Source organism: Streptomyces sp. NBC_00984 (genome assembly GCF_045162475.1).
Taxonomy (GTDB): Bacteria; Actinomycetota; Actinomycetes; order Streptomycetales; family Streptomycetaceae; genus Streptomyces.
The window spans coordinates 4,636,384-4,651,761 of sequence record NZ_CP108734.1 but is presented as its reverse complement, the minus strand read 5'-3'; the positions used below and the strand labels follow the sequence as shown (position 1 = coordinate 4,651,761).

At 71.3% G+C, this 15,378-nt stretch carries 11 protein-coding genes; 6 read left to right on the top strand and 5 right to left on the bottom strand.

Features of this window, described 5'->3' with window-relative positions; all coding sequences use genetic code 11:
• Window positions 1-66: 66 nt before the first annotated feature.
• On the bottom strand, window positions 67-1,698 hold the full coding sequence (locus tag OG520_RS20660; protein ID WP_406014124.1) for a protein kinase domain-containing protein: 1,632 nt from the start codon (window positions 1,696-1,698) through the stop codon (window positions 67-69).
• Between the two features lie 294 nt (window positions 1,699-1,992).
• On the opposite strand from OG520_RS20660, the gene OG520_RS20655 reads away from it, so the two are divergent.
• The 6 genes from OG520_RS20655 to OG520_RS20630 all read left to right on the top strand — a co-directional run bounded on the left by OG520_RS20655 (window position 1,993) and on the right by OG520_RS20630 (window position 9,959).
• Window positions 1,993-3,642, top strand: coding sequence for a protein kinase domain-containing protein (locus OG520_RS20655; protein WP_406014123.1), 1,650 nt, complete (start codon window positions 1,993-1,995; stop codon window positions 3,640-3,642).
• 349 nt (window positions 3,643-3,991) lie between these two features.
• On the top strand, window positions 3,992-4,780 hold the full coding sequence (locus OG520_RS20650; RefSeq protein WP_406014122.1) for a hypothetical protein: 789 nt from the start codon (window positions 3,992-3,994) through the stop codon (window positions 4,778-4,780).
• 117 nt (window positions 4,781-4,897) lie between these two features.
• Window positions 4,898-5,512, top strand: coding sequence for a PadR family transcriptional regulator (locus OG520_RS20645; protein ID WP_406014121.1), 615 nt, complete (start codon window positions 4,898-4,900; stop codon window positions 5,510-5,512).
• 78 nt (window positions 5,513-5,590) lie between these two features.
• Window positions 5,591-6,376 carry an ABC transporter ATP-binding protein gene (locus OG520_RS20640; RefSeq protein WP_406014120.1) on the top strand — a complete coding sequence of 262 codons (786 nt, stop codon included), beginning with the start codon at window positions 5,591-5,593 and terminating at the stop codon, window positions 6,374-6,376.
• Window positions 6,373-9,219, top strand: a complete 2,847-nt coding sequence (locus OG520_RS20635) for an FtsX-like permease family protein (protein ID WP_406014119.1) — start codon at window positions 6,373-6,375, stop codon at window positions 9,217-9,219. The genes OG520_RS20640 and OG520_RS20635 overlap by 4 nt, the downstream gene beginning before the upstream one ends.
• Before the next feature lie 191 nt (window positions 9,220-9,410).
• Complete coding sequence (locus OG520_RS20630) at window positions 9,411-9,959, top strand: bacterial proteasome activator family protein (protein ID WP_323180131.1); 549 nt, start codon at window positions 9,411-9,413, stop codon at window positions 9,957-9,959.
• Between the two features lie 173 nt (window positions 9,960-10,132).
• On the opposite strand, the gene OG520_RS20625 is transcribed toward OG520_RS20630, so the two are convergent.
• From OG520_RS20625 to OG520_RS20610, 4 genes are all read right to left on the bottom strand, one after another.
• Entirely contained in the window at window positions 10,133-11,119 is a 987-nt protein-coding gene (locus tag OG520_RS20625) for an NAD(P)H-quinone oxidoreductase (protein ID WP_406014118.1), read from the bottom strand.
• A gap of 197 nt (window positions 11,120-11,316) precedes the next feature.
• Window positions 11,317-12,459, bottom strand: coding sequence for a TrkA family potassium uptake protein (locus tag OG520_RS20620; RefSeq protein WP_266416939.1), 1,143 nt, complete (start codon window positions 12,457-12,459; stop codon window positions 11,317-11,319).
• The gene (locus tag OG520_RS20615) at window positions 12,417-13,988 is read right to left on the bottom strand and encodes a molybdopterin molybdotransferase MoeA (RefSeq protein ID WP_406014117.1); all 1,572 of its coding nucleotides are present in this window, start codon (window positions 13,986-13,988) and stop codon (window positions 12,417-12,419) included. The genes OG520_RS20620 and OG520_RS20615 overlap by 43 nt, the downstream gene beginning before the upstream one ends.
• Window positions 13,989-14,452: 464 nt before the next feature.
• The gene (locus OG520_RS20610; protein WP_406014116.1) at window positions 14,453-15,313 is read right to left on the bottom strand and encodes an NTP transferase domain-containing protein; all 861 of its coding nucleotides are present in this window, start codon (window positions 15,311-15,313) and stop codon (window positions 14,453-14,455) included.
• Window positions 15,314-15,378: the final 65 nt, after the last annotated feature.

Genomic DNA, 15,378 nt, shown 5'->3' with positions numbered 1-15,378 from the left:
GCGCGAGGCGTTCACGGGCCGGGGGCCCCGGTCATCGCCGGGGCGGTGGCTTGGCCGTCGGTCGGGTCAGGACGTGGTGCCCGTACCGGGCCCGGCCGCCGCGGATGTACCGGTGGTGGCGCCGCTGCCGCCCTCCGTACCCGTGCTGCCGCCCTCCGTACCCGTGCTGCCGCCGTCCGTACTGGTGCCGCCGGTGTCCGTGGTGCCGCCGGTGTCCGTACCCGTGCTGCCGCCGTCCGTACTGGTGCCGCCGGTGTCCGTGGTGCCGCCGGTGTCCGTACCGGTGCTGCCGTTGGCCGGGGCGGACGGTTCCTTCGACGGTGGTTCGGACGGCTCGCTCGGGGTGGTCGACGGGGAGTAGCTCCGCCGCGGCGGCGTGTCCTGCTGGTTGCCGGTGGAGTTCTCCGGCGCCTGGGTCTCCTGGCTCTTCTCGTCGCTCGGCCCGGACGACTTCTTCGACGGGGACGGCGGACTGGTGGTCTTGTCGGGCTTCTTCTCAGGGGTCGAACCGGTGTCGTTCGCGGCATTGACCGCGATGGCGACACCCGCCCCGATCGCGATCAGCGCGAGCACGACGAACAGCCACAGCTTGCCGCGACCGCCGCCGCCCTGGTGCCCGCCCTCGTAACCGCCGTCGTCGGGGTTCATCGGCGGCAGGATCGGACCCTGCGAGGTGTCCCCGTGACGCGGGTGGCCCATCGCCATCGTGGCCCCGGCGACGCCCATGGCCGGGGTGTTCCCGCCTTCGTGCATGGCGACCGCACCGGTGTTCCACGTACCCGTGTGGCCGCCCTGCACCTGAAGCATCTGGAGGCTGTACTGGATGAGGCCGCGCATCTCCTCGGCGCTCTGGAACCGGTCGTCCGGGTCCTTCGCGAGCGAGCGCATGACCAGCCCGTCCAGCTCCGGCGGCACCGCGTCCAGGACCTCGGACGGCGGGACCGGAATGTCCTGGACGTGCTGGTACACGACGGACAGCGGCGTCTCGCCCGTGAACGGGGGCCGCAGCGCCAGGAGTTCGTACAGCAGGCAGCCGGTGGCGTAGAGGTCGGAGCGGTGGTCGACGGCCTTGCCGAGCGCCTGCTCGGGCGAGAGGTACTGCGGCGTGCCCATGACCATGCCGGTCTGGGTCATCGTCGACTGCGCGCCGTGCAGCGCGCGGGCGATGCCGAAGTCCATCACCTTGACCGCGCCGGAGTTGGTGATGATCACGTTGGCCGGCTTGATGTCGCGGTGCACGATGCCGTGCTGGTGCGAGTACGCCAGTGCTTCGAGCACGCCGGAGACGATGATCAGGGCCTGCTCGGGCGGCGGGGCCTCGGCGCTGATCAGCAGGTCGCGGATGGTGCGGCCCTCGACCAGCTCCATCACGATGTAGGGGACGGTCTGCCCGCCCACGACGTCCTCGCCGGAGTCGTACACGGCGACGATCGCGTGGTGGTTGAGCCCGGCGACCGACTGCGCCTCGCGCGTGAACCGGGCCTTGGAGACCGGGTCCTCGGCGAGGTCGGAGCGCAGGAGCTTCACGGCGACCGTGCGCCCCAGCCTGACGTCCTCGGCCGCGAAGACCTCCGCCATGCCGCCCCGGCCGAGGCGGTGGGTCATCCGGTAACGTCCGTCACCGACGACACCGCCGATGCCCCAGGAGTCGGTGCCATCCGAAACTCCGCCGCCGTTTGCTTCGGAATCGGGTGCCATCAGTCCTCGCCGTCGTATCTGTCCGCGCGTCCGCGGGTTCTCACGGTGTCTAGCTGCATTGCCACGTCACGCTACAGCCTCTTTCGGACGCACCGTTTCCGAGAGGGACCGGTTATCCAACCGCCCGGCGTGCCGTCCACGCAAATTTCATGCGGTTCCTGTAACGCTTCCGAGACGCTTCTTGTGCGTAGGGTCACGGAACGGGCACCTGGCTTGACGTGTCGTACCCCTCGGGCAGACTTGGCGCGTAATAGGGATGATCGCGTGAGTCGCGCGCCGAGGGGGAAGCTAGTCATGAGCCAGGACGGCGCACACGGCGCTCAGGGTCGCTACGCGGGCGGTTCCGTCGCCGGCGGGCGTTACCAGCTTCGCGACCTGCTCGGCGAGGGCGGCATGGCGTCCGTATACCTGGCGTACGACACCGCCCTGGACCGACAGGTCGCAATCAAGACATTGCATACGGAGCTCGGCCGCGAGCAGTCCTTCCGTGAACGGTTCCGGCGCGAGGCGCAGGCCGTTGCCAAACTGCAGCACACCAACATCGTCTCGGTCTTCGACACCGGCGAGGACGAGCTCGGCGGCGCGCTGATGCCGTACATCGTCATGGAGTACGTGGAGGGGCAGCCGCTCGGCTCCGTGCTCCAGGCGGACATCCAGCACCACGGCGCGATGCCGGCCGACCGGGCACTGAAGGTGACGTCCGACGTCCTGGCCGCGCTGGACACCAGCCACGAAATGGGCCTGGTCCACCGCGACATCAAGCCCGGCAACGTGATGATGACCAAGCGCGGTGTCGTGAAGGTCATGGACTTCGGCATCGCCCGCGCCATGCAGTCGGGCGTCACGTCGATGACGCAGACCGGCATGGTCGTCGGCACCCCGCAGTACCTCTCCCCCGAGCAGGCCCTGGGCCGCGGCGTGGACGCCCGCTCCGACCTGTACTCGGTCGGCATCATGCTGTTCCAGCTGCTGACCGGGCGGATCCCCTTCGACGCGGACTCCCCGCTGGCCATCGCGTACGCGCACGTCCAGGAGGAGCCGGTCGCGCCCTCCACCATCAACCGGTCGATCACCCCGGCGATGGACGCGCTGGTCGCCCGCGCGCTGAAGAAGAACCCGAACGAACGCTTCCCGAGCGCGGCGGCGATGCAGGACGAGATCGCCCGCGTGCTGGCCGCGAGCGGCTCCACGGGCGCGCCGGTGATCGTCGCGGGCGGCGGCGCCCCGGCGAACAGCGGCGCGGGCGTCGGCTCGGCGGTCTTCCCGCCGGTCGACCAGTCCGGCGGAATGCCCCAGAGCGTCCAGACGCCGTACCAGCCGGGCCCGTACCAGTCGGGCGCCCAGCCGGGCCCGTACGGTCCGGCGACCCCGGCTCCCACGCCGGCACCGTCGTACGGCTACCCGCAGTCGGCCCAGGCGTACCAGAGCCAGGCCCCGATGCAGCAGCAGACGCCGCCCTACACGGTCTCGCCGCAGACCCGGACGCAGTCGCACTCCGGCTCGGGCGGGGGCGGCTCCAAGCGGAACATGCCGGTGATCGTGGGCTCGATCGTGGTAGCGCTGATCGCGATCGGCGGGCTGATCACGGTGCTCTCGCTGAAGAACGACGATTCGAAGGGCGGCACGACCGCGAACGAGTCGCCGGCCGCGGGCGAGCACAAGGATCCGGAGCGGAACCGGACGATGAAGACCGAGAAGTGCACGGACGCGATGGAGGACAGCGACGACCCGAACAAGGTCGACGCACCGAACTTCCTGTACAAGGACATCCTCTCCGCGCGGGCGTGCGCGGACGCGGCGGGCTGGACCATCAAGAAGATCCAGGTACCGGGCAACACCTACGCGGAGGACCAGGTCATCGACCAGTTCCCCACGCCGGGCACCGCCGTGGCGAAGACCGACGCCCACTTCGAGCTGCGCATCGCGACGGGCGACCCGGCCTGAGTCCGGACCCGCCCGGCCTCGTGCGTACTCGCACGGCTCGCACTTCGGCGGCTCGTGCGGGCTTGCACGGCTCGCACTTCGGCGGCTCGTGCGGACTTGTACGGCTCGTACTTCGGCGGCTCGTACTCGTACAGCTCGTACTTGGGCGGCTCGTGCGGAGGCTGAGGTGACGGGCCGGTACATGTGATGGGCCGGTGCGTGCGCGGGTTGGATGGCGGGCCGTCGCGCGCGAGTGAGCACGAGTGAGGGCGGCGCCCCGAGCGCCATACGTCGAGATGCCGGACATACCGTCACATGTGACGCTGCCCTCATGGCTCCAGGACTTCTCCCCTCACGACCCACGAGGCGCGTGGCCTGCCTGATATTGACGGCGGGTGCGGCGCTGGGGACTGCGGCAGGCGAGACGCAGGCCGTCCAGCGCGCGCCCGACCGGCCAATAGGCCCGTTCAGCACCCCGGTGGCGCCGCCCCCGCACACCTCGGCCGGAGCCTCCGCCCGGCCTTCCGGCATACCCGGTGCCGATCCGTCAGCCGAGGAGCCGGTCACCCCTACGGCCGCCCCCTCGGCCATACCGACGCCCGTTCCCTCGGACGGCGGAACGGCCGCCCCCGCACCTCCCGGATCCCCGGCCCCCTCCTCCCCGGCCTCCGGCTCCCCCTCCGGCCCGGCATCGGCATCGGCCTCGCCCTCCGACTCCCCGGCCACCTCCGACTCCGACCCCGAGTCCGACTCCGCTTCGGACTCCGATCCCGACTCCGCTTCGGAACCCGGCTCCGACTCCGGCTCGGACCCCGGTTCCGACGAGGAGCCGCCGCAGCCCGAGGTGCAGCCCCCGCTCGCCGGGCGCGAGGCCGGGGAGGGGCGGTTGCGCCCCGGACGGCAGCTCTTGCCGTGGGAGCTCGCACGCGTGGACAATTCGCGCCCGCGGCCCGACGCGCCCCCCGCGGCCACCGATCCGGGGCCGGCGCCGGCCGCGATACCCGCGGCGAGCACACCCCCCGGGACCGGCCCGCTCTCGCCGCAGGCCCTGAACGCGCCGGCCGTTCAACAGATGAAGCGGGTGTCGCTGGGTGCGGGAATCACGCTGATCGGGCTGGGGCTGGGCTTTCTGGCGTTCCGTATGCGCCGCCCGGACTGAGCCGCCCACGTCTTCCACGGATCCTCCACGGATCTTCCACGAACCGGGCCTCTCACCGCCGCCCACACGCCCGGCGGAGATTTGCACGGAGCAACATACTCGGTATACATACTGAGTATGTCGATCCGTCACGGGCTGCTGGCCCTTCTGGAACGGGGCCCCCGATACGGCTCCCAGCTCCGTACCGAATTCGAATCGCGCACCGGCTCCACCTGGCCGCTCAACGTCGGCCAGGTGTACACGACGCTGAGCCGGCTGGAGCGTGACGGTCTCGTCGTCCAGGACGACGAGGACGACCAGGGGCACGCCCTGTACGCGATCACCGACGACGGACGCACCGAACTGCGGAACTGGTTCGAGACACCCGTCGACCGCAGCAACCCGCCCCGTGACGAGCTGGCCATCAAGCTCGCCATGGCGGTCGGCGCACCGGGGGTCGACATCCGTGCCGTCATCCAGTCCCAGCGCCACCACACCCTGAAGGCGATGCAGGACTACACCCGCCTCAAGGCGCGGTCGCTCAGCGACGTACCGGCCAACCGCGACGAGGTCGCCTGGCTGCTCGTACTGGAGCAGCTGATCTTCCAGGCGGAGGCCGAGACACGCTGGCTGGATCACTGCGAGACCCGGCTGGTCCGCCTCGCCGAGGCCGCCGCCACGGAGCCGGAACCCGAGATCCGTACGACCGGCCGCGCCGCGCCCCGTACCGCCCGCCCGCGCAGCCGGCGCTGACCACAGGAGCGCGCGACCACAGACCGCACGGCCGCGGGCCCATCGACTCACACCCGTTCCGAGGGGGAACCACTCACCATGTCCTCGCACGCCCCGTCCCGATCCGCGGCACCGGCCGGCTCGCCGATACCGGCCGGTGAACCGGTGCTCGAACTCCGGGCGCTCACCCGCACCCACGGCTCCGGCATAGCCGAGGTGCACGCCCTGCGCGGCATCGACCTCTCCGTGCGCGCCGGTGAACTCGTCGCCGTGATGGGCCCGTCCGGCTCCGGCAAGTCCACCCTGCTGACCATCGCGGGCGGTCTCGACACCGCGACCAGCGGCCAGGTCGTCATCGAGGGCCAGGACATCGCCGGACTCGGCCGCAAGGGCATCGCCGCCCTGCGCCGCCGGAGCGTCGGCTACGTCTTCCAGGACTACAACCTCATCCCCGCCCTCACCGCCGCCGAGAACGTCGCCCTGCCGCGCGAGCTCGACGGCATCTCCGTCCGCAAGGCCCGCAAGGAGGCTCGGGCGGCGCTTGAGGAGATGAGGCTCCTGGAGGTCGCCGACCGGTTCCCCGACGAGATGTCCGGCGGCCAGCAGCAGCGTGTCGCGATAGCCCGTGCGCTGGTGGGGGACCGGCGCCTGGTGCTCGCCGACGAACCGACCGGGGCGCTCGACTCCGAGACCGGCGAGACGGTGCTCGCGCTGCTGCGCAGCCGCTGCGACCAGGGCGCGGCCGGCGTGATGGTGACGCACGAGCCGCGGTACGCGGCCTGGGCGGACCGGGTCGTGTTCCTGCGGGACGGTTCGATCGTCGACCAGACGCTCACCGACAACGCCGACGCCCACTCGCTCCTCGCCGCCGAGGCCGCCGAGTGAGCGTCTTCACCGGCTGGCGCGCCGCCCTCCGGATAGCCCGGCGCGACGCGATGCGGTCCAAGGGCCGCAGCGCACTGGTGGTCGCGATGATCGCCGCCCCCGTGGTCGGCGTCACCGCCCTCGACGTGACGTACCGCAGCGTGACATCGACCACGGCCGAGCAGCTGACCGCCGCGATGGGTTCCGCCGACGCGCTCTTCAGCGATCAGCAGATCGGCCCCATCGAGCAGATGCCCGAAGCGGAGAGGTACGACCAGGTCGACGAGAACGCGCCGGTGGACGACACCGGCCCGTCGATCGACATCAGCACCACGTTCCCCAAGGGCTCGCGGGCGATCAGCATCCAGTCCGTCCCGGCGAGCGTCACCACCGGCTACGGCGTCGCCAACACCGAGATCCACGAGTTCCGGACATCGGACAAGCTGGCCCGCGGCAAGATCGACCTCGTACGCGGTGACTACCCGCACGGCCCGGACGAGGTGGCCGCCACCGAGCCGTTCCTGAAGTCGACCGGCCTGCACATCGGTTCGGCCACCACCGTGCGCAACTCCGGCGAGAAGTACACGATCACCGGCGTGGTCGAGCAGCCGGACATGCTGAACACCGAGGCGCTGTACGCCGATCCGGGAGCGGTCATCGCCCCGTGGCAGGCCAGGGCCGACCACGACAAGAACGTGCTGCCGCCGAACGTCGGCTCCAAGAGCTGGCTGGTCAAGGGCCCCGAAGGGGTGGGGGTGACCTGGCCGGACGTCATGGCGGCCAATAAGTCGGGCATCCTCGTCAAGTCCCGTCAGGTCGTCCTCGACCCGCCGCCGCTCTCCGAGGTCCCGCTGGCCAGGAAGAACCGCGAGACGTATGCGGAGGACTCCGGACCGCTGAGCGCTGCGCTCGTCACCGTGGTCGCCATGGCGGTCCTGGAGATCGTGCTGCTCGCCGGACCGGCCTTCGCGGTCGGCGCGCGCCGCTCCCGCCGCCAGCTCGGCCTTCTCGGCACCTGTGGCGGGGACAGACGCCACGTCCGGGCCGTGGTGCTCGGCGGCGGTCTGGTGCTCGGCGGCATCGGAGCCGCGGCCGGTGTGGTGGTCGGGCTGGGAGCCACCGCTGTGTTCCGCCCCATGATCGAGGAGTGGGCCGGGCAGCGCTTCGTCTCTCTTGCCCTGAACCCGAAGGAACTGCTGGCCATCGCAGTGATCGGCCTGATCACCGGTCTCCTGGCGGCGTTCGCCCCGGCGATCGTGGCGAGCCGGCAGTCCGTACTGGAGTCGCTCACCGGCCGCCGCGGCGTCCGCCGCTCCTCCCGGGTGCTGCCCGTTCTGGGCGCCTGCGTACTGGCCATCGGTGTCGCCGTCGCCATCTACGGCGGCACCGACGGGGACTCGACGCTGGTCGCCGGCGGCTCGGTGACCGCCGAGCTCGGGCTGCTCGCCTGCATCCCGGTGATCGTCGGCTCCCTCGGGCGGCTCGGCCGCTGGCTGCCGCTCTCGCCCCGGCTGGCGCTGCGCGACGCGGCCCGCAACCGCGGCCGTACCGCTCCCGCGGTCGCGGCCGTGATGGCGGCCGTCGCCGGTTCGGTGGCCATCGCCACGTACATGTCCAGCGCCACGGCCGAGGCCGAGTTCAACTACGTCCCCTCGCTGAACGCGGGGACCGTCGTCCTCTCCTCCTCCGATGCCGAGGCCGCCGCCCGGCTCCCGCTGGCACGGGCCGCCGTCGAGCGGAACATGGCCGTCACCGGGGGGCACGCCGACTTCCGACGGGTCTGGGCGGGCAGCGACTGCGACATCTACGGCGACGAGGAGAACCACTGCGGCTCGCTCGAACTGGTCAAGCCCGCCGGCCAGGCCGGCTCCTGCCCGCTCACCGGCAAGGGCGCCAAGAAACTCGCCGCGCGGCTCACCGCCGACGAGCACAAGAAGCTGATGCATTCCCCCGCCTGCCTGGTCGAGCTCATGTCGTCGGGCCTCTTCAACACCGATGTGAGCAGCATCGTCGTGGCGGACGAGGCCATGCTCAGCACCTATGTGAAGCTCGACGACCCCGCCGCCGCCAAGGCACTGGCGGCCGGCACACCGGTACTGCTCAACCAGGTGTTCGCGAAGAACGGCGAGGTCACCGTCAAGGCGGTCCACCGCTACAGCAAGAAGGACAAGCAGAACCGGAAGCTGCACCCGGGCAGGACCCGCACCGCCACGGACAGGCTGAAGGTGTACGTGGCACCCGAGAAGTACGCCGCCACCCCCGGGATCCACATGATCCTGCCGCAGCGGACCGCGGAACGGCTCGGCCTGCACACCCAAGCGCGAGGAAGCGTGTACGCGGTCACCCACACGCCGACGGGCGCCGAGGAGCAGCGGACCTACGGCGCGATCGAGCAGGCCGGCGGCGGCATCTGGACGCAGTACGAATCCGGCCCCGGCCGGACCGACGACTCCATGCTGCTGATCCTGACCCTGTTCGCCGGAATGGTGACGCTGGGCGCCGCCGCGATCACGACGGGCCTCGCCAAGGCGGACGCGGAGGCCGATCTCAACACGCTCAGCGCGGTGGGTGCGCCCCCGAGCGTGCGGCGGAAGCTGTCCGGCTTCCAGTGCGTGGTGGTGGCGCTCACGGGTGTGGTGCTCGGCACTCTGGCGGGACTGGTGCCCGCGGTGGCACTGCGGATGGTCGATCTGAGCGAGGCGCTGCACATCATGCGGCTGGAACCCACGGAGTCGGCGTACACACCGATCGTGCTGCCCTGGACGACCCTCGGCCTGCTCGTCGTGGGCGTCCCGCTGCTGGCCGGTCTGCTCGCGACGGCACTCACCCGCTCCCGCCTCGCGCTGGCACGGAGGGCCGAGTGATGTCGCGGTCGGCGGGGGCGGTGCGGGCGGTGTGGCAGGTGCGGTCGGTGTCGTCGGTACGGGCGGAGTCGCCGGCACGGTCGATGTCGTCGGTGGGCTGACCGGCTGACTTGGTGCCCTCGGAAACGGTGGATCAACCGTTTGCGGGGGCACCACGGTGTTGTACGGCAGGTGTGCGAGACAATGGCGCCATGGAGATGCCGAGGAATGAACGGTCGCAGGAGCACCCCCAAGTCCTCGTGGTGGGGCAGGACGGCATGGCGATCGGCGGCGGTGGCACTGACGACGAATCGCGTGAGGTCCCGGTGACGGAGATGGTCGAGCAGCCCGCGAAGGTCATGCGCATCGGCAGCATGATCAAGCAGCTCCTGGAGGAGGTCAGGGCGGCTCCTCTCGACGAGGCGAGCCGGGTCAGGCTCAAGGAGATCCACGCCAGTTCCGTGAAGGAGCTGGAGGACGGCCTCGCGCCGGAGCTGGTGGAGGAGCTGGAGCGCCTTTCCTTGCCGTTCACCGAGGAGTCGGTGCCCTCCGAGGCGGAACTCCGGATCGCGCAAGCCCAGTTGGTGGGCTGGCTGGAGGGCCTCTTCCACGGCATCCAGACGGCGCTCTTCGCCCAGCAGATGGCGGCACGGGCCCAGCTGGAGCAGATGCGCCGCGCCCTTCCGCCGGGCAGCGCGCACGAGGACGAGGACGGCAGCGGGGACCCGCACGGGGCCATCAGGTCGGGCCCGTACCTCTAGTCGCCCGGTCCTTCTGGTTCCCCGGCCCTTCTGGTCCCTCGGTCCCGCACCTCCGATATCCCTGGTGCGTACGCCCCTGACTACGAAAAACGCCGAGGCCCGGCACACATGGTCCACGACCTGTGCGCCGGGCCTCTCCGCGCGGTGGGGCGGGCAGGGGCCGGGCCGGGGCGTCAGGCCGCAGGGGCCTGCAGCAGCACCTTCCCGATGTGCGCGCTGGACTCCAGTACCCGGTGAGCCTCGGCGGCGTCCGGCATCGGCACCGTGCGGTCCACGATCGGCCGCACGACGCCGTCGGCGATCAGCGGCCAGACATGCTCGCGCACGGCGGCGACGATGGCGGCCTTCTCAGCGAGCGGGCGGCCGCGCAGCGAGGTCGCGGTGATGGCCGCCCGCTTGTTCAGCAGGGCGCTCAGATTCAGCTCGCCCTTGACGCCCCCCTGAAGGCCGATGATGGCCAGCCTGCCGTTGACGGCGAGCGCCTTCACGTTCCGGTCCAGGTACTTCGCGCCGACGATGTCGAGAATGACATCCGCACCGGCCCCGTCGGTCGCCTTGCGCAGTTCCTCGACGAAGTCCTGCTCCCGGTAGTCGATCAGGATGTCGGCCCCGAGCTCCGCGCAGCGCGCCAGCTTCTCCGGCCCCCCGGCGGTGACCGCGACCCGCGCGCCCACGGCCTTGGCGAGCTGGATCGCCATCGTGCCGATGCCGCTGGACCCGCCGTGCACCAACAGCGTCTCGCCGGGTCGCAGATGGGCCACCATGAAGACGTTGGACCAGACCGTGGCCGTCACCTCGGGCAGCGCCGCGGCCAGAACCGGCTCGACGCCGTCCGGCACGGGCAGCAGCTGCCCGGCGGGCACGGCGACCTTCTCCGCGTATCCGCCACCCGCGAGCAGCGCGCACACCTCGTCGCCGACCGACCAGCCCGTGACACCGGGCCCGATCGCCGAGATACGGCCCGAGCATTCGAGGCCGGGGTACGGGGACGCGCCGGGCGGCGGGCTGTAGAAACCCTGCCGCTGCAACACATCGGCGCGATTGACCGCGCTGGACACGACATCGACGAGGACCTCGCCCTCACCGGCTACCGGATCGGGCACCTCGGCCCAGACAAGTGCCTCGGGGCCGCCGGGATCAGGGATCGTGATCGCATACATGGCGGCGAGGCTACTCCGTGGCGGATGAAGGACCATGAAGGACGCCGCCCGGGATCAGACCAGCCGCGCGGGGCCCTTGGACCAGTCGCGCGGGCACCGCCTTGGACCAGTCGCGCGGGAGCCCCTGGCAGCAGTCGCGCAGGCGCTGCGTGGGACCATCCGCGCGGGCACCGCCCTGGAGCGGGCAAGGCCCTGGATCAGTCGCGCAGGCGCGGGGTGCCCATGGACGGGGTGTCCGGCGGCAATTCGTTCGAGGCGCGCACGATGGTGATCAAACGGTCCGTCAACTGGAGCGGACTGGCCGCCGGATCGTCGTAACCCAGCAGTCGATGCCCCCGCAGGACGCTGACCACGAGATCATCCGTCTCCCGCACGCTCTTGCCCACCTCGGCCTTTATCACCGGCCGTTCGACGAGATCGAGACCGCTGCCCTGCTGGATCAGGTCCTCCATCACCGTGCCCGCGCTGGGGCTGAGGACGGAGAGGCCCAACAGCCGGCCCGCCGCACTGGCACTGGTGATCACCGCGTCGGCGCCGGACTGCCGGAGCAACGGGGCGTTCTCCTCCTCGCGCACCGCGGCGACGATCTTCGCCCCGCGATTGAGCTGCCGGGCCGTCAGCGCCACCAGCACCGCCGTGTCGTCTCGCTGGGTGGCAATGATGATCTGACGCGCCTTCTGGAGCTCTGCCCGCAACAGCACCTCGCTGCGCGTCGCATCGCCGACCACACCGACGAACCCTTCGGCGTTGGCGATCTCGATCACCTTGGTCGCCGGGTCGACGATGACGATCTGTTCCTTCTTCAGCCCGGTGGCACACAAGGTCTGGATGGCCGAACGGCCCTTCGTCCCGAAGCCGACGACAACGGTGTGATCACGCAAGTTGGTTCTCCAACGCTTCAGCCGAAAGTCCTCCCGGGTCCGTTCCGTAAGGACCTCGAGAGTGGTGCCGACCAGGATGATCAGGAAGAGCACCCGCAGTGGGGTCACGAGCAGCACATTGGTGAGCCGGGCGGCGTCCCCGTACGGGGTGATGTCGCCGTAGCCGGTGGTGGAGAGGGTGACCGTCGCGTAGTACACCGCGTCCAACAGATCGACCCGGCCATCGGCTGCATCGTGGTATCCGCCGCGGTCCACCCAGACGATCAACACCGTTGCGGCCAGTACCAGAAGCGCCATCATCAGCCGCTTGGCGACCTGCCGCGCCGGACCGTTGACCACCCTGCGCGGGAGCAGCACCCGCGTGGGTACGACATGCTCGTCCGCGCGCCTGGCCATCGCATCGTGGCCGGGAAGTTTCACGTGAAACACCCTTCCGTCCACGGCATCGCCGAGGCCCACGGTAGACCGAGGATCTCCACCTCGGTGCCGGACCGTACCCCGCCCGGCGGTACGACGGCCAGCCCGTCAGCGGCAGCGATCCCGCGGAGCATCGCCGGACCGTCGTAATGCAGCGGTACGACGCGCTCGGCACCGCTACCGGTTCCCCCGCTGCCATCGCCGTATCCACTGCCGTCCGCACACCCGCTGTACCCGCTGCCTGGCCTCTCGGCAGCGCCGCCCGCTCGGTGGATGACGGGCACCAGACGGGTGTCATGCGGGTGCCCGTGCACCTCGTCGCGTACGACGGCCCGGTACGGCGCCTCCGGCTCCCGGCCCGCCAGCCCGCGGAGCAGGGGCTCGGCGAGTGTGAGGAGCCCGGAGACGGCGGCCAGAGGATTGCCCGGCAGCCCGACGAGATACGGGCCCTTGCCCCGCGCCTCACCCCGGCGCTCCGACGAACCCGCCACCGAGTCCGCCCTCCTGAGCCGGGCCAGCAGCATCGGGTGGCCGGGTCGGACGGCGACTCCGTCGACCAGCAGCTCGGCGCCGATCTCGGCAAGGACCGGGTGGACATGATCGACGGGACCCGCAGCCGTACCACCGGTGGTGATGACCAGATCGGCATCGGACGTGGTGAGCGCGCGCCGCAGGGCCGCCGCGTCGTCGCCGAGACGCTGCGGGGCCGAGGCCTCGGCACCCAGCGTGCGCAGCCAGGGGCCGACCATCGGGCCGAGCGCGTCACGGATCAGCCCGTCGTGCGGCAGACCGCCGGTCAGCAGTTCATCACCGAGAACGAGGACGTCGACACGAGGACGAGGCACCACGACGAGCGTGTCGTACCCGGCCGCGGCGCCCAGACCGAGAACGGCGGGCGTCACCAGCGCGCCGGCGGGCATGAGCTGATCGCCGGCACGGCACTCCTGGCCACGGGGCCTGATGTCCTGGCCGGGCAGCACCCCATGCTTCGCGTGGAGCAGCCCCCTGGCCTCGTCCACGTGAGCGTGCTCGCTGCGGATCACGGCGTTGGCATCCACCGGGATGCGGGCGCCGGTGGCGATCCGTACGGCATCTCCGTCGGCAAGCGTGGCGGGGGCGCTCCGCCCGGCGAGGATGCCCAGATCCCGGGTCGAGCCGGCACCGGCCCTCTTCTTTTCTCCGGCCCCGGTGGCCTCGCGGATGTTCCACGGCCCCGGTCCGGAGACGACCCAGCCGTCCATGGCAGAGGTGTCGAAGGACGGCAGATCGGTGAGCGCGACGAGCGGTCCGGCGAGTACGTGTCCGAGCGCCTGGTCGAGAGGGAGACGGCTGGCCCGGACCGCAGCGGCACGCCCGGACCGAACGGCGAGCGCACGCGCCTCCCGCCAGGAGGCCGCATGCCTGTGCCGATGCCTGCCCATGTCCGTGTCCGCGTGCTTGTGCTTGTCCGCGTGCGCGTGCGTGTGCTTGTCCGCGTGCCGGTCATGCCCGGGGGCCGCGTCAGGGCTCCGGTCCGGGGTCAGCGAACGGGGTGCTGCCGCGGGTTCGTCCGCGGGGCGAGGCCGGCCCATGGCGTGCGGCTGCCCCGCGGCATGGGGCCCACCCGCGGGGTGAGGTTCACCGGACGACTGGCGCCCTACCAGAGCGAGGGCCTGCTCAACGGCCCGGTCCTCCTCGGCCGCCCGCACCTCTCCCGGAGTCGGACACCGCTCCCCGCTCCGGGGACGGTCGTCCTCCGAACGCGAGCCGACGGCCGAAGGCGAGCCGACAGGCGAGGACGAACCGGCGACCGAGGACGAACCGACAACCGAAGACGAGCCGACGGCCGAAGACGAGCCGACGGGTGACTCATGCTCGACGTCCACGGACGAGTCGGCCGAGTGTGCGTCGTCCGCCGGACATGAGCCGACCGTCAAACGTGCGCCAGCCGCCGAACGTGCGCCGGCCGCCGGGAGCGATCCGGCCGCCGAGGCCCCGACGCCCATCGATGCGGTATCCGCAGCCGGAGGCCGATCGGACCCGCCGTTACGGGTGGTCATTGCGTCTCGTTCTCGTCCGCCCAGCGAAGGGCGAGCGCAGCAGCCTTCCGGGCCGCCTCGGCCACCGCCGTGGCACCGTCGCCGTCGCCGCCTCCTTCGCTGCTCGCCTTGGCCGCCGCGTACCCGACCAGGAAGGTCGTCAGCGGCGCGGCGGGCCGGGCGACGCCGTGGGCGGCGTCACGGGCGAGGTCGAGCAGGACGTCGGTGTCGACGTCGAGTTCGATGCCGAGTTCGTTCTTGACTGCGGTGATCCATTCATCCAGCACGGTCCCATGCTCTCTGATACGGGCACGGGCCGACGCAATGTCCTCCCAGGTGTCGCAGTCGAAGGAGGCGAGAGGATCGGCCTCCACCCGAGCAAGGTCGAGTTCCTGCGCCAGCAGACGCAGGGGGAGCCCGGACAGACCGCCGTGCTCGGCGGCGAGCAGCGCGAGCTCACGGCGTAGCGGCTCGGCACGGTAGACGGCGACGAGAGGCTGGTCGCGCCCCTGCTGATCGATGCACAGAGCCCCGTCCCGCTGCCCTTCCCCGGCGGCGGCCAGGAGCGCTCCGACAGTGCCCGCCCCGAGAAACGGCAGGTCGGCGGAGAGCACGAGGACCCGTTCCGCCGTGGTCCGCCGAACCCCGGCGTCGAGCGCGGCCACCGGACCGCCGCCCCGCGGCTCTTCGCGTGTCCAGATCACCGGCCGCACGGTGGACCGGCGCCCGCCCACCACCACTGTCACCGAAGCGTCGGCGCAGGCCGCGAGCACCCGGTCGATCAGCGCACGGCCACCGACCCGTATCCCGGGCTTGTCGGCGCCGCCGAGCCGCTTGGCGGCCCCTCCGGCAAGGACGATGGCGTCATACGCGGTCATGCATCCGAGTATGCGGGCCGCGGGCTCCCGCTGATCCTCCCGGTCGGTGATCGAGCCGATCGGCC

Coding starts and splice junctions, on each gene's coding strand:
- OG520_RS20610 (WP_406014116.1), bottom strand. CDS start 15,313: ATGACCGCGTATGACGCCATCGTCCTTGCCGGAGGGGCCGCCAAGCGG.
- OG520_RS20625 (WP_406014118.1), bottom strand. CDS start 11,119: ATGTATGCGATCACGATCCCTGATCCCGGCGGCCCCGAGGCACTTGTC.
- OG520_RS20645 (WP_406014121.1), top strand. CDS start 4,898: ATGTCGATCCGTCACGGGCTGCTGGCCCTTCTGGAACGGGGCCCCCGA.
- OG520_RS20640 (WP_406014120.1), top strand. CDS start 5,591: ATGTCCTCGCACGCCCCGTCCCGATCCGCGGCACCGGCCGGCTCGCCG.
- OG520_RS20630 (WP_323180131.1), top strand. CDS start 9,411: ATGGAGATGCCGAGGAATGAACGGTCGCAGGAGCACCCCCAAGTCCTC.
- OG520_RS20655 (WP_406014123.1), top strand. CDS start 1,993: ATGAGCCAGGACGGCGCACACGGCGCTCAGGGTCGCTACGCGGGCGGT.
- OG520_RS20615 (WP_406014117.1), bottom strand. CDS start 13,988: ATGGGCCGGCCTCGCCCCGCGGACGAACCCGCGGCAGCACCCCGTTCG.
- OG520_RS20660 (WP_406014124.1), bottom strand. CDS start 1,698: ATGGCACCCGATTCCGAAGCAAACGGCGGCGGAGTTTCGGATGGCACC.